Origin of the sequence: Rhodococcus sp. SGAir0479 (assembly GCF_005484805.1) — a bacterium.
Classification (GTDB): Bacteria; Actinomycetota; Actinomycetes; order Mycobacteriales; family Mycobacteriaceae; genus Prescottella.
Genome location: NZ_CP039432.1, coordinates 2,268,717 through 2,285,245, shown reverse-complemented (window position 1 = coordinate 2,285,245; position 16,529 = coordinate 2,268,717). Strand labels below are relative to the sequence as shown.

Annotated in this window: 13 protein-coding genes; 8 read left to right on the top strand and 5 right to left on the bottom strand. The window is 72.1% G+C overall.

Features of this window, described 5'->3' with window-relative positions:
- The first annotated feature begins 28 nt into the window (after window positions 1-28).
- The 5 genes from octT to holA all read left to right on the top strand — a co-directional run bounded on the left by octT (window position 29) and on the right by holA (window position 5,990).
- Window positions 29-790 carry a diglucosylglycerate octanoyltransferase gene (octT, locus tag E7742_RS10680; protein WP_137801148.1) on the top strand — a complete coding sequence of 254 codons (762 nt, stop codon included), beginning with the start codon at window positions 29-31 and terminating at the stop codon, window positions 788-790.
- A gap of 4 nt (window positions 791-794) precedes the next feature.
- A complete protein-coding gene (locus E7742_RS10675) occupies window positions 795-1,652 on the top strand; it encodes a DegV family protein (protein WP_137798933.1) in 858 nt (285 codons plus the stop codon).
- 69 nt (window positions 1,653-1,721) lie between these two features.
- Window positions 1,722-2,609, top strand: coding sequence for a ComEA family DNA-binding protein (locus E7742_RS10670; RefSeq protein ID WP_137798932.1), 888 nt, complete (start codon window positions 1,722-1,724; stop codon window positions 2,607-2,609).
- 34 nt (window positions 2,610-2,643) lie between these two features.
- Window positions 2,644-5,016 carry a ComEC/Rec2 family competence protein gene (locus tag E7742_RS10665; protein ID WP_137798931.1) on the top strand — a complete coding sequence of 791 codons (2,373 nt, stop codon included), beginning with the start codon at window positions 2,644-2,646 and terminating at the stop codon, window positions 5,014-5,016.
- A complete protein-coding gene (gene holA / locus E7742_RS10660) occupies window positions 5,013-5,990 on the top strand; it encodes a DNA polymerase III subunit delta (protein ID WP_137798930.1) in 978 nt (325 codons plus the stop codon). The genes E7742_RS10665 and holA overlap by 4 nt, the downstream gene beginning before the upstream one ends.
- 175 nt (window positions 5,991-6,165) lie before the next feature.
- Here holA and rpsT read toward each other — a convergent pair whose 3' ends face one another.
- Window positions 6,166-6,426 (bottom strand): 30S ribosomal protein S20, encoded by a 261-nt coding sequence (gene rpsT / locus E7742_RS10655; RefSeq protein ID WP_137798929.1) that lies wholly within the window; start codon window positions 6,424-6,426, stop codon window positions 6,166-6,168.
- A gap of 298 nt (window positions 6,427-6,724) precedes the next feature.
- On the opposite strand from rpsT, the gene E7742_RS10650 reads away from it, so the two are divergent.
- Entirely contained in the window at window positions 6,725-7,495 is a 771-nt protein-coding gene (locus tag E7742_RS10650; RefSeq protein ID WP_137798928.1) for an aquaporin, read from the top strand.
- 10 nt (window positions 7,496-7,505) lie between these two features.
- Here E7742_RS10650 and E7742_RS10645 read toward each other — a convergent pair whose 3' ends face one another.
- Window positions 7,506-8,063 carry a type II toxin-antitoxin system PemK/MazF family toxin gene (locus E7742_RS10645; RefSeq protein WP_137798927.1) on the bottom strand — a complete coding sequence of 186 codons (558 nt, stop codon included), beginning with the start codon at window positions 8,061-8,063 and terminating at the stop codon, window positions 7,506-7,508.
- A gap of 202 nt (window positions 8,064-8,265) precedes the next feature.
- Between E7742_RS10645 and lepA the strand changes: the two genes are divergently transcribed.
- Both lepA and E7742_RS10635 read left to right on the top strand, forming a co-directional pair.
- Complete coding sequence (gene lepA, locus E7742_RS10640) at window positions 8,266-10,128, top strand: translation elongation factor 4 (protein WP_137798926.1); 1,863 nt, start codon at window positions 8,266-8,268, stop codon at window positions 10,126-10,128.
- 11 nt (window positions 10,129-10,139) lie between these two features.
- On the top strand, window positions 10,140-11,072 hold the full coding sequence (locus E7742_RS10635) for an NAD(P)H-dependent flavin oxidoreductase (RefSeq protein ID WP_137798925.1): 933 nt from the start codon (window positions 10,140-10,142) through the stop codon (window positions 11,070-11,072).
- 10 nt (window positions 11,073-11,082) lie between these two features.
- Here E7742_RS10635 and E7742_RS10630 read toward each other — a convergent pair whose 3' ends face one another.
- From E7742_RS10630 to E7742_RS10620, 3 genes are all read right to left on the bottom strand, one after another.
- Window positions 11,083-11,460, bottom strand: a complete 378-nt coding sequence (locus E7742_RS10630) for a VOC family protein (protein ID WP_137798924.1) — start codon at window positions 11,458-11,460, stop codon at window positions 11,083-11,085.
- A gap of 79 nt (window positions 11,461-11,539) precedes the next feature.
- Complete coding sequence (locus E7742_RS10625; protein ID WP_137798923.1) at window positions 11,540-12,925, bottom strand: FAD-binding oxidoreductase; 1,386 nt, start codon at window positions 12,923-12,925, stop codon at window positions 11,540-11,542.
- Window positions 12,926-13,043: 118 nt separating this feature from the next.
- Window positions 13,044-16,469 (bottom strand): BTAD domain-containing putative transcriptional regulator, encoded by a 3,426-nt coding sequence (locus tag E7742_RS10620; RefSeq protein ID WP_175420462.1) that lies wholly within the window; start codon window positions 16,467-16,469, stop codon window positions 13,044-13,046.
- Window positions 16,470-16,529 lie beyond the last annotated feature (60 nt).

Sequence of the window (16,529 nt, the reverse complement as noted above, 5' to 3'; positions counted from 1 at the left end):
CGTGACGTCCTCTGACGGCTCGGCCGTCGTGACGTCCTCCGACGGCTCGGCCGACACCCGGCCCGTGCTGTTGGTGATCGCCGATTCGCTGGCGTACTACGGGCCCAAGGGAGGCCTGCCGGCCGATCATCCGCGGATCTGGCCGACGCTCGTCGCGAACCAACTCGGGTGGCGGGTGGAACTGGTCGCGCGCATCGGCTGGACCAGCCGGGACGCGTGGTGGGCGGTCACGCAGGACCCGCGCGTGTGGGCGGCGGTACCGCGGGCCGCTGCCGTCGTGTTCGCGGTCGGCGGCATGGATTCGCTGCCCTCGCCGCTGCCGACCGCCCTGCGCGAACAGCTCCGGTACATTCGGCCGCCGGCACTGCGGCGGGTGGTCCGCACGGGCTACCAGTGGCTGCAGCCGCGGCTGTCGAAGCTGGGCCGCCCGGTCGCTCTGCCGCCGAAACTGTCGGTCGAGTACCTCGAGAGCTGCCGCGACGCGCTCGCAGCCATTCGTCCGGACCTGCCGGTCATCGGCACGTACCCCTCGGTGCACCGGTGTGACGCCTACGGGCGGGTCCACACCGGCCGCGCACCCGCGGTGCGGGCGCTGGCCGCCTGGTCGGCCGCCAAGGGCGTACCGATGGTCGACCTCGCGGAGGCGGTGCGCGCGAACGTCTTCTCCGACGATGCGAATCCCGACGGCATCCACTGGGGGTGGCAGGCGCACGAGGAGGTCGCGGCGGCAATGGTCGACGCGGTCAAGAACGCGCGCACGCCGACCTCACCGCGGATCGAAATAGGGTAGAGCTGTGCCTGTCGTCGTCGTGACCGACTCCTCGTCCTGCCTGTCGCCGGAACTGGTCGACCGCATGGGCATCCGAGTCGTGCCGCTGCACGTGCTGCACGACGACCGCGACTACCGGGAGGGCGTCGACGAGGTGCCGCGCGGGCTGTCGGGAGTGACGACGTCCGGCGCGTCCCGCGGGGAGCTCGTCGACGTCTATGCGGCGGCGCTCGCCGACAGCGGTGGTGACGGCGTCCTCGCCGTGCACATCTCCCGGCAACTGTCCGGCACGTGGGACGCCGGCCGTCAGGCCGCGCAGGAATTGGGCGAGCAGGTCCGGGTGGTCGACTCCGCCTCGGCCGGAATGGGTCTCGGCTTCCCGGCGCTCGCCGCGGCGCGGGTCGCCCGCGCCGGGCGCAGTCTCGAGGCGGTGTACCAGAAGGCGGTCGAGGTCGCGGCTCGGGGACGCACGCTCATCGTCGTCGACCGGCTCGACCATCTCCGCCGCGGCGGCCGGATCGGCACGGCCGCGGCCCTGCTCGGGACCGCGCTCGCCATGAAGCCGGTCCTGCACGTCGTCGACGGCAGACTGGTGCTGCGGGAGAAGACGCGGACCGCGACCAAGTCGCTCGCCAAGCTGGTCGACGCAGCGGTCGAGCAGGCCGGGGCGGGACCGGTCGCCGTCGCGGTGCACCATTCGCACGCGCCCGAGCGGGCGGACGAGGTTGCGGCGCAACTGAAGGAGCGGATCCCGGCGGTCAGCGAACTGGTCGTCACCGAGATCGGGAGCGTGCTCGGCACCCATGTCGGGCCCGGTGCGGTCGGCGTCGTCGTGTGTCCCGGCGGGGCCGACGTCGAGGATTCGTCCACAGGCCCCGACTGATCCACAGACTTTCCTCGGCGCCCGCTCACGGCGCGTTCTCCGACGGATGCGGACCCTACGGTCGGCGGCATGGGTACCGATCACGATCGAGCGAGGGCGCGAAGTCGGCTCGCGGCGCCGACCCCGGTGACGGCAGGCAGGGACCGTCCCGACACCGCCGATGACCGCGGGGACGGTGGATCGGACTGGGCACCGGGCTGGTTGGGCGAGGACGACGACGCGGATCGGTCGGACTGGGCGCCGGATTCGTCCCGGTGGCGGGCCGCGCGGTGGAGTCCGGGCCGCGGCGGTGTCGTGGTTCTCGTGGTGGTGGGGTTGGTCGCGGTCGTCGTCGCGGCGCTCACGGTGTGGCGCGATCGACCCACCGCGCAGGCGGTGCCACCGCTGCCGGCCGTCGAGGTACGCCCGGCCGACGAGGCGGACGCCGGGACCGAGGGGGCAGTGGGGACGCCTGCCGAGACGAGCCCGCCGGCTGCCGCCGAGGAACTCGTCGTCAGCGTCGTCGGGTTGGTCGACCGGGCCGGACTGGTGCGACTCGCCCCGGGATCGCGGGTCGCGGACGCACTCGCGGCCGCCGGCGGCCCGCGCCCCGGCGCGGACGTGCTCGGGCTGAACATGGCCGAACGCGTCGACGACGGCGATCAGATCCTCGTCGGGGCCGTGGCCCCCGACGGCGGACCGACGACCGTCGGCAGTGCCCGCGTCGGGTCCGGCGCGGCAGCCGTCGGCAGTGCAGGTGTACCCGCGGACGCGAACAGCAAGGCGGGCAAGGTGAATCTGAACGCCGCCGGGGAGGCCGACTTGGACGCGTTGCCCGGGGTGGGCCCGGTCACCGCCGCCGCGATCGTGGCGTGGCGTCAGTCCAACGGCAAGTTCACCGACGTCGAACAGTTGGGGGAGGTCGACGGAATCGGCCCGGCCCGGCTGGCGAAGCTGCGTGAACTGGTGACCGTGTGACACCCGCGCCGCCCCGGTGGCCCCGGGGGCCCCGGTGACGGAGCGGGACGGCCCGCCGGACCTGCGTCTCGTCCCGTCCGCAGCGGCGTGTTGGGGGATGACGCTCGTCGGGATGCTCGCGGGATGGCGGCCCGCGGTGTGGTGTGTGGTCGGGTCCGTCGGCGCGGCCACCGTTCTCGCGGTCCTCGCCTGGCGTCGACATCGCGCCGGGGTCCCGGTCGGCGCGGCCGTCGCGGCGATCGCCGCGCTGTTGCTCGGCGCCGGGTTCGGTGCGGCCGTCGCAGTCCGCGCTCACGCGGCGGACACGCATCCCGTCGCCGAGTTGGCCGCGGCCCGTGCCGCGGCCACCCTGACGCTGTCCCTCGACGACGACCCGAAACTGCTGCGCAACAGCGGCTTCGGCGGGGAGAAGCAGTACCTGCTGCGGGCGTCGCTGCGGCGCGTGGAGGCCCGGGACACGGGCGTCGGGGTGGGCGGGTCCGTGGTGGTGTTCGCCGAGGGCGAGCCCTGGGCGGGCCTGCTGCCCGGACAGACGGTGACGCTGCGGGGCCGGCTCGCACCACCGGAGCGCAGCGACCTCACCGTCGCCGCCGTGCGGGCGACGGGACCCCCGGTGCGTGTCGATCCGCCGTCGACGGTGCAGCGTTGGGCAGGCACGGTCCGGGCGCGGCTCGCGGCGGCCGCCGCGGCGGGTCTGCCGTCCGACCAGGCGGGGCTGTTGCCCGGGCTGGTGGTCGGGGACACCGCGGCACTGGCACCGGAGACGAAGGACGCGTTCACGGCCGCCGGACTCACTCACCTGACCGCAGTGTCCGGCGCCAACGTCTCGATCCTGCTGGGGGCGGTTCTGCTGGTCGTGCGGGGTGTCGGGCTCGGCCCGCGCACGGGTGCGGTGCTGGCGGCCGTGGCGCTGGCGGCGTTCGTCGTCGTCGCGCGGCCGTCCCCGAGCGTGCTGCGTGCCGCCGCGATGGGTGCGGTCGCGTTGCTCGCCCTGGTGACCGGTCGCCGCAAGCAGGCGGTCCCGGCACTCGCGGCCTCGGTGATCGTGCTGCTGGCGGTGTTGCCCGCGCTCGCGGTCGATTTCGGCTTCGCGCTGTCGGTGTCCGCGACCGCCGGGTTGGTCGTGGTGTCCCCGATCCTCGTGGACCGACTGCGGGAGCGCGGCTGGCCGCGCTGGCTCGCCGAGATGTGCGCCGTGGCCGTCGCCGCGTTCGTCGTGACCGCACCGTTGGTGGCGGCGATGTCCGGCACGGTCAGTGTCGTGTCGATCGCGGCGAACATTCTCGTCGCGCCGGCGGTGGCGCCCATCACCGTGGTCGGCGCCGTGGTCGCGGTTCTCGCGGTCGTGTGGCTGCCGGCGGCCGCGCTCGTCGTCCGGGTGGCCGGGCCGCCGCTGTGGTGGTTGCTCGAGGTCGCCGACCGTGCTGCGGCGGTCCCGGGAGGGACCTTCACGGTCGCGTCCGGGACGGCGGGCGCGATCGTCGTCACGGTGGGCGTCGTGGCCGTCGCATGGGCCGTGCGGTACCGCTGGTCGCGCCGAATGCTGTTGGCGCTGGGGCTGGGGACGGCGCTGGTGTGGGTGCCGACCCGGGTGTACACGCCCGGGTGGCCCGCAGGTGGCTGGTCGTTGGTCGCGTGTGACGTCGGGCAGGGCGACGGACTGGTGCTGTCGACGGGGGACGGGCGGGCAGTCGTGATCGACGCGGGCCCGGAGCCGGGACCGATGGACCGTTGCCTGCGCCGCCTCGGCGTCGACGAGATCGCGCTGCTGATCGTCAGTCACCTGCACGCCGACCACTACGGCGGCATCGACGGCGTGCTCGACGGCCGGGCGGTGGGGGCGGTCGCGATCGGCCCGGCGGATCTGCCCGCGGGCGGGTTCCGGTTCGTCTCGGCCGCAGCGCGCCGGGCCGGGGTGGCGGTGGTCCGGTTGTCCCCGGGGCGGGACGTCGTCCTCGGGGACGTCCGGCTCGAGATCCTGGGCCCGCTCGTGCCGCCGCCGCGCAGCCCCGACGAGGCCGACGACGCCGCCAACGACTCCTCGCTGGTGATCCGGGCGCACACCACTGCCGGCACCATCCTGTTGACCGGGGACACCGAAGTGGCGGGCCAGCGTGCCCTCATCCGCTCGGGTGTGCCGCTGCAGGCGGACGTGCTCAAACTGCCGCACCACGGATCACGCACCACCGCAGCCGAATTCCTCGCGGCGGTACGGCCACGGCTGGTGGTGGTCAGCGTGGGCGCCGACAACTCGTTCGGGCACCCCAACCCCGGCATCCTCGACCGGATCCGCGGCAGCGGCGCGGTGATCGCGCGCACCGACACGGACGGGGACGTCGCGGTGGTCCGATCCGGCTCCGGGGCACTTGCGGTGGTGGGCCGCTCCCATGGCACCATCGTCCGGTGAGCTCCTCTACGCGCCCCGATCCGCTCCATCTGGTCCTTGGTGACGAGGAGTTTCTGGTCGAACGGGCCGTGGCATCGGTGATCGGCGCGGTGCGCAAGGCGGCCGGTCCCTCCGGCGCCGACATTCCCGTCTCGCGGTTGCGGGCGGGCGACGCCAGCGCCCCCGAACTGGCGGAGCTGCTGAGCCCGTCGCTGTTCGCGGAGGATCGGGTGATCGTGCTCGAGGCGGCCGCGGAGGCCGGTAAGGACGCCGTCGCGCTGGTCCAGGATGCCGCCGCGGACCTGCCCGAGGGCGTGGTGCTGGTGGTGTTGCATTCGGGCGCCGGCCGTGCCAAAGCGATGGCGGGCGTGCTGCAGAAGACCGGTGCCACGGTGCACCAGTGCGCCAAGCTGAAGTCCAACGAACGCGTCGACTTCGTGCGCGGCGAATTCCGCACGGCCGGCGTACGAGTCGCGCCCGACGTCATCGAGCTCGTCGTCGAGGCGGTGGGGTCCGACCTGCGGGAGCTGGCGGCGGCGTGTTCGCAGCTGGTCGCGGACACCGGCGGCAAGATCGACGCGGGGGCCGTGCAGCGGTACTACTCGGGCAAGGCCGAGGTGTCGGGCTTCGACGTCGCCGAGAAGGCGGTCACGGGGGACCGGCGTGGCGCGATGGAGGCGTTGCGGTGGGCCATGCACCGCGGAGTCGCGCACGTGTTGCTCGCCGATGCCCTCGCCGACGCGGTGCACACCATCGCGCGGGTCGGATCGGCCGGCCGGGGCGACCCGTTCCGGATGGCGTCCGAGCTGGGCATGCCGCCCTGGAAGATCAAGAAGGCGCAGGGACAGGCGCGGGGCTGGGACCCCGCGTCCATCGGCGAGGCGCTCCAGGTGGTCGCGAAGCTCAATGCGGACGTGAAGGGACAGGCCGCCGACGCCGACTACGCGGTCGAGTGGGCAGTGCAGCGCGTCGCGGGTCTGCACGGCGGCCGCTGAGGGGGCATACCCAGAAGGGCAGCGGTGGTGGCTGCGCTCGCGCGACTCCAGCGCCCGAAGGCGAAAGGCGCACAGCAAGAAATAGCCCCCGATCAGGTGATCGGGGGCTACTTCTACAGAGCTTGCGACGGTGTAACCGTCAGAAACTTGCGACGGTGTAACCGTCGGAAGTTTGTCAGATGGAGTTGGCGACCTTCGCGAGCGCCGACTTCTTGTTGGCGGCCTGGTTGGCGTGAATGACGCCCTTGCCGGCTGCCTTGTCGAGCTTGCGGCTGGTGGCGACGAGGAGCTCGTTGGCCTTGTCCTTGTCACCGGCTGCCGCGGCCTCGCGGAAGGAACGGATCGCCGTACGCAGCGAGGACTTGACCGACTGGTTGCGGAGTCGGTTGCGCTCGTTGGTGCGGATCCGCTTCACCTGGGACTTGATGTTGGCCACGCGTAAAATCCTGTCGTCTTTGGTTTCTGTCGGAAAGCTCTGGGCACACGTGTGTGCCGACCGACGACACTACCAGTACCCGTGTGGTGTTCTCAAACCGGAGGCCGTCCAGGGCTCGTGCAACCCTAACGGCCCGGGAGTTCGCGGTCGCCGCCGGGGCCACGCTCGTGGCGATTGCGGCGCATCCGGCGGGTCTCGATTCGAAATCACTGTCCCCGGTTTCGGCCGAAAGCAGACCAGCTTGTTCGTAAAGTCCGGTCCGTCACCTCAGGCAGTGGTGGGATCGGAGGGCGGGTGTATGTCGACAGCGCAGGAAATTGCGGAGAAGGAACCGATTTCGGACCTCGCGAAGTACCTCGCCGAGGGAGTCGGCACCTTCGTGCTCGTCTTCTCGGCGATCGGCACGGCCGTGTTCTCCGGGGGGAAGGTGGGTCAGCTCGGCATCGCGCTCGCCTTCGGTCTGACGCTCCTGTTCCTCGTGTACTCGATTGGCCCGATCTCCGGCTGCCACGTCAATCCGGCCGTCACCCTCGGGCATTTCATCGTCGGTCAGATGTCCGCCGTGCGGGCGCTGATCTACGTCGCGGCGCAGGTCGTCGGCGGTCTCCTCGCAGGTCTCGCGGTGTTCGCGATCGCCCGGAGTCTGCCGAGCTACGACCGCGAGACCGACGGGCTGGCGGCGAACGGCTGGGGCGTGCACAGCCCGTCGGCGGAGACCGGGCCGCTGGGCAAGCTGGTCGAGCCGGGCTACGGGATCGGTGCGGCCATGACCGTCGAGATCATCCTCACCGCCATCCTGGTGTTCGTGGTGCTCGCGTCGACGGATCAGCTGTCCGACATTCCGCTCGCGGGCATTTCCATCGGCTTCACGCTCGCGGTGCTCCACCTCGTCGCGATTCCGATCGACAACACGTCGGTGAACCCGGCCCGCAGCTTCGCCGTCGCCCCGTATCAGGACGGTGCGATGGGCCAGGTGTGGCTGTTCATCGTGTTCCCGCTCATCGGCGGCGCCGTGGGCGCGCTGATCTACCGGGCGCTGTTCGGTCGCTACAACCGGCTGAAGGACTGACGCTCGGGGATCAGTGCCAGCTGTAGTCGGAGCGCAGTCGGGCCGCGACGGCGTCGAAGCGGCCCCGCTCGAGGATTGCGCCCTCGCGGCGGATGCCCGCCTCGGGGACCTCGAGCACCCGGTCGAGCCGCACCCAGCTGGGGCGCCCGTCCGCGTCCCACTGCCCGGCGCCGAGCGCGAGCCAGTTCCGGTCGTCGCCGCGGTCGCTGTTGGACGACAACATCAGGCCCAGCAGCGTGCTGCCGTCCCGGCCGACGACGAGGACCGGTCGGTCCTTGCCCTGGCGGGGGTCCTCCTCGTAGGCGACCCAGGTCCACACGATCTCGCCCGGATCGGCGCGCCCGTCCAGTGCGGGGGCGTAATCGATCCGGCGGGCCCGGTGCGCGGTCGGCACCGACGTCCGCGAGACCGGACGGCCCTGCGGGACCGGATGCTGCGGTGGGCCGGTCAACGCCTCGGCAGCCCGCTTGACCGGCTCGGTCTCCTGCAGTTGCCGGAGCAACTTCGGTCCCTGCCGGACGGCGTACTTGCCGAGCTTTCTGCCGATGCTGCCCCACGTGCTCGCCATGGGGTCCGAGCTTAGTGGCGCCGGGCTCGAGCTTCTCGGCTCGCGCGGACGCGGGCCACCCTCGATGTGTACGCCCACCCGCGTGCAGGGGATGATGGGTGGGCACGGGACGCGGTCGATGCGATCCTGGTGCGGGACCAGTGCGGGACGGGCGACCGAACCGGGCCGATGCCGGCGCGCGAGTGAGACGAGGGAATAGGGCTTGAGCAGCAACTTTGCGGAGAAGACGTTCACGGATCCGTCGAAGATCCGGAACTTCTGCATCATCGCGCACATCGACCACGGCAAGTCGACGCTCGCCGACCGGATGCTGCAGCTCACCGGCGTCGTCGAGGAGCGCGCGATGCGCGCGCAGTATCTCGACCGCATGGACATCGAGCGCGAGCGCGGCATCACCATCAAGGCGCAGAACGTGCGGCTGCCGTGGACGGTCGAGAACGAGGACGGCACGACCGAAGAGATCGTCCTGCACCTGATCGACACGCCCGGTCACGTCGACTTCACGTACGAGGTCTCCCGCGCGCTCGAGGCCTGCGAGGGCGCGGTGCTGCTGGTCGACGCCGCCCAGGGCATCGAGGCGCAGACGCTGGCCAACCTGTACCTGGCGATGGAGAAGGACCTCACCATCATCCCGGTGCTCAACAAGATCGACCTGCCCGCCGCGGACCCGGAGCGGTACGCCGCCGAGATCGCGCACATCGTCGGCTGCGAGCCGGAGGACGTGCTGCGGGTGTCCGGCAAGACCGGTGTCGGCGTGAAGGAACTGCTCGACGAGGTCGTCAAGCAGGTGCCCGCGCCCGTGGGCGACGCGGACGGTCCGGCCCGCGCGATGATCTTCGACTCCGTGTACGACGCGTACCGCGGCGTCGTGACCTACGTGCGTGTGGTGGACGGCAAGATCCGCCCCCGCGAGAAGATCACGATGATGTCGACCGGGACGACGCACGAGTTGCTCGAGGTGGGAATCATCTCGCCCGAGCCCAAGGCCGCCACCGGCCTGGGCGTCGGCGAGGTCGGTTACCTGATCACCGGCGTCAAGGACGTGCGCCAGTCGCGGGTCGGCGACACGGTCACCACCTTCCGTAACGGTGCGGAAGAGCCGTTGACCGGTTACCGCGACCCCAAGCCGATGGTCTACTCCGGTCTGTACCCGATGGACGGTTCCGACTACCCGGTGCTGCGCGACGCGCTGGACAAGCTGCGGCTCAACGACGCGGCCCTGGCCTACGAGCCGGAGACCTCGGTGGCCCTCGGTTTCGGATTCCGTTGTGGCTTCCTCGGTCTGCTGCACATGGAGATCACCCGGGACCGGCTCGAGCGGGAGTTCGGTCTCGACCTGATCTCCACCGCGCCCAACGTGGTGTACCGAGTGGTGATGGAGGACGGCACCGAGCACGAGGTGACCAATCCGTCCTACTGGCCGGAGGGCAAGGTGCGCGAGGTGTACGAGCCGATGGCCAAGTGCACCGTCATCGCCCCGAGCGAGTACACCGGTGCGATCATGGAGCTGTGCCAGTCTCGCCGCGGCGAACTCGGTGGCATGGACTACCTGTCGGAGACCCGCGTCGAGTTGCGCTACACGCTGCCGATGGGCGAGATCATGTTCGACTTCTTCGACGCTCTCAAGTCGCGGACCAAGGGCTACGCGAGCCTCGACTACGAGGAGGCCGGCGAGCAGCAGGCCGCGCTGGTGAAGGTGGACATCCTGCTCCAGGGTGAGACCGTCGACGCGTTCAGCGCGATCGTGCACAAGGACGCCGCGTTCGCCTACGGCAACAAGATGACCACCAAGCTTCGCGAGCTGATCCCGCGCCAGCAGTTCGAGGTGCCGATCCAGGCCGCGATCGGATCGAAGATCATTGCGCGAGAGAACATCCGGGCCATCCGCAAGGACGTGCTCGCGAAGTGCTACGGCGGCGACATCTCCCGTAAGCGCAAGCTGCTCGAGAAGCAGAAGGAGGGCAAGAAGCGGATGAAGACCATCGGTCGGGTCGAGGTTCCGCAGGAAGCCTTCGTTGCTGCGTTGTCGAACGAGTCGGTGGCGGACAAGCCCAAGGGCAAGTAGGAGGACACTCGATGATCGGCACCTGGTTGACCCGCGAGCTCGGGCTGGAGGTGCCGGTCTTCGGTGCCCCCATGGGCGGGCGGGCCGGTGGCCGGCTCGCCGGTGAGGTGACCCGCGCCGGCGGTCTGGGGCTGCTCGGTGCCGCCCGGTACGCCACCCCCGAGTGGATCGCCGAGGAATCGGCGGTCGCCCGCGAGATCGGGGGCGGGCTGCTCGGCGTCGGCCTGATGACGTGGTCACTGGACGCCGACGACACTCTGCTCGACGCTGCGCTCGCCGAGAAGCCGCGCGTGGTGTCGCTGTCGTTCGGGGACCCGGCACCCTACGTCGAGCGGGTGCACGCGGCCGGGGCGCTGGCCGTCTCCCAGATCAACACGATCGAGGACCTGCGGGTCGTCGAGCGGGCCGGCGTCGACGTCGTCATCGCGCAGGGCGGTGAGGCGGGCGGTCACACCGGACGCATCGGCACGCTGCCGCTGCTGCAGGAGGTGCTGGACGCGACGGACCTGCCCGTGCTCGCGGCCGGCGGCATCGGGACCGGCCGGGGCCTGGCGGCCGTGCTCGCGGCCGGTGCGGACGGCGCGATGATCGGCACCGCGCTGCTGGCCAGCCCGGAAACGGTCGGACCGGAGTACGCGCGGGCTCGGCTGATCGACGCGGGCAGTGCCGACACGGTGTACACGTCGATCTTCGACCAGGCCCGGGACCAGCCGTGGCCCGCCCGCTGGGGTGGGCGGGCGCTCACGAACGACTACACCGACAAGTGGCACGGGCAGGGCGCGGACAACGACACCCTCGCGGCCGCTTACGATCCCGCCGACCCCCGACAGGGGGTCGTGTACGCGGGCGAGGCGGCCGGCCTGGTCACCTCGGAACGTCCGGCGGGCGAGGTGGTGCGCACCATCGCGGCCGACGCGGAACGGTTGCTGCGGCGCCGGTACTGACGCGGGGCGGCTAGGCGGGACGGTGGCAGACGGCCTCGACGTTGTTGCCGTCCGGATCGCGCACGAACGCGCCGTAGTAGCCGGGGTGGTACTCCGGCCACTCGCGCGGCTCGTGCAGCACCTCGGCGCCCCTCTCGACGGCAGCGGCGAAGAACGCGTCGACCGCGGCGCGCGACTCGGCGGAGAACGCGATGTGGTTCTCGCGGAAGCCCGCGTCGGCGGGCACCAGCGGACTGATCCAGAAGTCCGGGTGCGGCGGCGCCCCGTATCCGATGACGCCGGGGGCGGGCTCCACGAGTCGCTTTCCGCCGAGCGGAGCGAGCACGGCGTCGTAGAAGGTGGCAGCGGACTCGACGTCGGCGCATTGGATACCCACATGATCCAGCATTCGTCGATCCTGGCACAGCGGGTGCGCCCCGGGGGCCGGTACGGCGGACGGAACGAATCGCACCGACCCCCGCCCGCCGTCACGACGGGGTGCGGACCACCTGACCGACGCGCAGGACCCCGCGCGGGTCGTGCCGGTCGGCCAGCGCACCGAGCCAGTGCCGGGTGTCCTCGTCGTAGCACTGGGCGATCCGCGCCGGATCGGCACTGGCGGAGAAGTTCGGCAGCGCGCCCCCGGTGGCCCAGGGCGCCAGCGACCGCACGACGACGTGCGCGTGCTCGGGGACCGGCCGGGCGAGGGGTGGGGCGGACACTCCCGCGACCATCAGCCCGAACGCGGCGTCGCGATGGCAGAAGGCGCTGCGGTGCCGCGGTTCGCGGGCCAGCGCGCCGCCGAGCAACCGGAGCTCGATCACCGTCTGCGGCGACCCGGAGCCGGGACCGGCGACCGCGAGCAACGCGTCGACGGCCTCGTGGGTCAGGGCGCCGGTGAGCGCGCTGAGCTCGTGCGTCGGCATCGGGTCCACCGGATCGGCGTGGATCGCCGACAGCGCCGCGTACGGCATCGGGCCGACGGCATCGATCAGCGGGGTCGCCACGGCGCGCAGGCGCGCGATCAGCGAGTCGGCCTCGGAAGTGTCTGCGACACTGGCGAATCTGACCGCGAGTGTCAGCCGTCCCGCCAGCGGCGGCGGGATCTGCGGCAGCGGTGGCAACTGCAGGAACGCGATCGAGGTCGAGCTGTGCTCGGGCAGGTCCTGGCACCAGTCGAGCCACGCGTGGGCCACGGCGGCCGCATCCGCACCGTCGAAGTAGAGGGCGCCGCCGTGGATCCGGCTGATCGGCAGCAGCTCGATCTCCACCGCCGTCACGATCCCGAGTGTCGCCTTGCCGCCACGCAGGCCCCAGAACAGCTCGGCGTGCCGGTCGGGGGTGACGTGCAGCCGCTCGCCGTCCCCGGTGACGATGTCGAACGAGCGCACGTGGTCGGAGGACAGCCCGTAGGTCCGCACCAGCGGGCCGATGCCCGCTCCGGTGAGGAAGCCGGCCACTCCGACCGTCGCGGACGAGCCGGCCAGCGGGGCCAGGTCGTGCGGGGCGGCCGCGGCCAGGACGTCCTGCCAGATCGCGCCCGACCCGACGCGCGCGGTGCGGGAGTCCGGGTCGACGACGCACTCGTTCAGCCGTCCGGTGTGCACCAGCAGCACGTCCCCGTCCAGGGGCACGGCGCCGTGGCCGGTGCGCTGCACCGCAACCCGGAGCCCGTGCTCGGCGGCGAACCGCACGGTCGCCGCGACGTCGTCGGCGTCCGCCACGGCGACCACGGCGCGCGGCGTCACCGGAATCGAGAGGTTCCACGGCGTCGCCAACTCGTATCCGGGTTCGCCCGGCAGGGCGACCGAGCCGGTGAGACGTGGCCGCAACGACTCGATCGCCGCGTCGATTGTCGGGGTCTGGAGCTCCATCGAACTTCCTTTCGTCGGCGCCTTCGCGGCGTGGACGAAACGATGGTCGAGCCCTCTTGGGCGGTTCTTGTACCGGATCCGACGGACGATCCAAGAATTCGCCAAGCCGACGGCCGGATCAGCCGAGCAGGGACCGCGCCTGTGCAGCGAGCCCGTGCATGCCGCGGCGCTCGGCCTCGTCCGCGACGGCCACGAGCTCGCTGGTGCGTGCGTCGGAGGCGGGCGCGAGTTGCGCGCGGAACAGCCTGCAGCGCAGCAAACTCGGTGTTCCCGACGTCCGGGCCGCGATCCGCTCGGCCTCGTCCAGCAGGGCCGTCGCCCGATCGGCGCGCCCGAGCAGCGCGTGCAGACGCGCGGACGCCTCGGCGACGGTACCGACGACCCCGACCTGCCCCACGGTCGCGATGCGGTCGCTGAACGGGGCCAGGAGATCACCCAAGGGCCGGGCGTACTCGACGAGCGCCAGGTCGGCGATCACGTGCGCGAGCAGCGTCCGGTGTCCGAGCGTGGTCCACACGTCCGGGCCGGGATCGGCCATCCACCGCTCGAGACCGTCGATCGCGGCCTGCCGGTCACCCCGCGCCGCTGCGATCGCGATCGTCCACGCCCGCGGCTCGACGAACCCCGGTGTGCTGTCGGCCAACACGCCCTGCTCCCACTTCACGGTGTTCTGCGCGAGGTCGGCGCTGCCCGCGGTGTACAGCTCGGTCTGCAGATGGATCTGCGCCGCCGTGGCGTAGTGGTGGGCGGCCTGTCGGAGCTCGCCGCGCCACTCGGCGAGCGTGCCCTCCATCCAGCGGAGTTGGACGCGCAGCACCGGTAGCCGCAGCAGGTCGCAGCCGACGATGCCCCGCCGCACGTGCGCGGCGGCGGACGCGGTGTCGGCGAGGTTCATCTGCGTCATGCTGGCGACGGCGTGCACGATGACGTCGTCGACCCGCGACTGCTGGTGCGGCAGGCGCAACAGCTCGGCCGCGAGGTCGAGCGACTCGCGGCTGCGGCGCGCCACTCCCGAGAAGAGCAGGAGACGGCCCAGCAGCGCGTCGGCGATCACGTCCGGATCATTCTGCGCGCGAGCGAGTTCGACGGCCCGGCGGCTCATGTCGTCGGGAACCGCGGAGTCGGGGTGATAGCACGACCCGACGGCCAGGGCGGCGAGGACCCGGGCGTGCGCGACGGGGTCGGACGCCACGAACGGTTCGAGCGCCCCGAGGCGTTCGAGCAGCGGGCCGGGATCCCGGCCGTACGACACCCACGGCCACGCGCCCGCGGCCCGCAGCAGCGCCGCCGCCAGCCTCCCCGCACCGGACGTGCGTCCCTCGCGGACGGCGTCGAGCAGACCGGCGTCGACGACGTCGAGAACGGTCTGCCCACGACCCGCGCGGGCCAACGCCTCCACCCGGGCCACCACCAGATCGTCCCGGTCGTCGGCCGAGCGCGCCGACGCCGGCAGCAGATCGAACGTCTCGACGGCGACCTCCCACCAGTGCGCAGCGGTCTCCGAGCTCCACCGCTCCGTCGCCTCCCGGGCCGCGAGGACGCAGGCGTCGAGCGCGACCTGCGGATCGACCAGGGGCACTGCGGCACGCAGGTGGTGGGCGCGCCGACTCGCACGGTCGGTGTCGGCGGACTCGGTCAGGATGTCGGCGACACGCGCGTGCACGCGCTGACGGCGCACCGGCGGTATCGCCTGGAGCACCTCGTGCCGCAGCAGTCCGTGGGCGAAGACGTAACCACCGGAGCCGGGCGCGGCGACGAGGATGCGCTCGTCGGCCGCGGCGTCGAGACGATCGGCGAGCGTGTCCACGTCGAGGCCGGTCGCCGCCGCGAGGAGACCGACCTCGATCGCGTCACCGAGGACGGCCGCGACGCGAAGCACGTGCAACACATCCGCATCCACCGCAGCGAGCCGGCGCCCGAGGACCGACCGTACGGCCAGGGGGATGCCGTCACCGAGGCGTTCGTCGCGGGGCAGCCGCGCGTACTCGGAGACGAACAGCGGGTTGCCGCCGGTCCGATCCGACAGGAGTCGGACCTCGGCCGGTCCGAGGTGTTCACCGCAGACGTGGCGAGCCAGTTCCGCGACCTCGTCCGACGCCAGCGGCGGGACCACGACGTGCCGGTTGCCGTCGCCACGGAGCACGGCGTCGACGAGGGTGCCGACGACCGTTCCCGACCCGGTGTCGCGCAGGGTCAGCACGAACCACACCGGCCGCTGCCGTAGCGCCCCGGCCAGATACGCGAGACATCGCAACGACGTCGGATCGGCCCACTGGATGTCGTCGACGACGACCGTCAGCACCGGCGTGTCCGCGGACGCCGTCTCGATCACGTCCCGGACCCGCTCGTACACCGCGAACCGGGCCTCGTCGGGATCGACGCCGGTCGGGGGGATCAGCACCGCGTCGGCGTCGCCGCCGAGTTCGCGCACCAGCCGGCGGATCGGCCACCAGGCCGGTGTCCCGTCGTCCTCCGGGCACCGCGCCCACACCGCCGTTCCACCCACCGCGGTCGTGCGGGCTGCGCACTCCTCCGCGACGCGGGTCTTGCCGATCCCGGCCGGCCCGGTGAGCGCGAGCCATCGCGTGGAACCGGCGAGGACGTCGTCGAGCATGCGGTCGATCGTGGCCGTCTCGTTGCCGCGTCCGACGAACGGGCGGGCCGGCCTGCTCGCGGCGGCCGAATCCTGCGGACCGGTGTCGGAGGGACGCGGAGACGTGGACGGGGTGGCAGGAAGCGGAACCTGTTCGGCCCCCGTCCATCCGGGTGTACGCGGCCATGCGGCCAGACCGGGGTCGTGCCGGAGGATCGCGCCCTGCAGGTTCTGCAGTTCCGCGCCGGGGACGAGGCCCAGTTCGGTGTCGAGCCGGACGGCGTGCGCCTGGAACTGGTCCAGTGCCTCGGACGACCTGCCGGCGCGGTGCAACGCGAGCATCCGGAGCCAGCAGGTTCGGTCCCGGTACGGGAACTCGCTGCTGAGTTGGGCGGCCTCCACCAGCGCCGGGGAGATCCGCCCCAGCGCGAGCAGCGCGGTGATGCGGGTCTCCCGGCAGGCGGTCCGCACCTCGTCGAAACCGGCTGCCTCCAACCGAATCCACGGCTGGTCGCCGAGGTCCTCGAGCAGTGGCCCGCGCACCGAGGCCAGCGCGCGGTCCGCCGTCTCCAGGGCGGGTTCCCACTCGTGTTTCTCGGTGAGGCACCGTGCATCCTCGGCGTCGGCCAGGAACGCGGTCAGGTCCACCTCGTCGGAGGAGACGTCGAGCACGTAGCCCGGCGGTTGCCGCACGATCGGCGAAGTGGCGCCGGGGCCGCTGCGCAGCACCCGGCGCAGGTTGGAGACGTAGGCCTGGAGGCCGGCCAGGGCGCTGGCAGGGGCGTCGTCTCCCCAGAGGGCGTCGATCAGCCGGGCCGTCGACACCACCCGGCCGCGAGCCAGGAGCAGAACCGCCAGGACCGTGCGTTGTTTCCGCGGACCCAGGTCGAGAAGCGGGCGGTCGGAGTCGGATCCGGCCACCTCGAGCGGTCCGAGCAGCCGATAGATCATGCGTGCACTCCTCGCACCTGCCGACGCCCACGTCCGAACGGGTCGAGTGTAGGGATCGGC

Bases quoted from the DNA above. Each gene is read 5' to 3' on its own strand.
- E7742_RS10625 (WP_137798923.1), bottom strand. From the start codon at position 12,925: ATGGAGCTCCAGACCCCGACAATCGACGCGGCGATCGAGTCGTTGCGG.
- E7742_RS10670 (WP_137798932.1), top strand. From the start codon at position 1,722: ATGGGTACCGATCACGATCGAGCGAGGGCGCGAAGTCGGCTCGCGGCG.
- E7742_RS10620 (WP_175420462.1), bottom strand. From the start codon at position 16,469: ATGATCTATCGGCTGCTCGGACCGCTCGAGGTGGCCGGATCCGACTCC.
- E7742_RS10650 (WP_137798928.1), top strand. From the start codon at position 6,725: ATGTCGACAGCGCAGGAAATTGCGGAGAAGGAACCGATTTCGGACCTC.
- E7742_RS10635 (WP_137798925.1), top strand. From the start codon at position 10,140: ATGATCGGCACCTGGTTGACCCGCGAGCTCGGGCTGGAGGTGCCGGTC.
- E7742_RS10645 (WP_137798927.1), bottom strand. From the start codon at position 8,063: ATGGCGAGCACGTGGGGCAGCATCGGCAGAAAGCTCGGCAAGTACGCC.
- E7742_RS10630 (WP_137798924.1), bottom strand. From the start codon at position 11,460: ATGCTGGATCATGTGGGTATCCAATGCGCCGACGTCGAGTCCGCTGCC.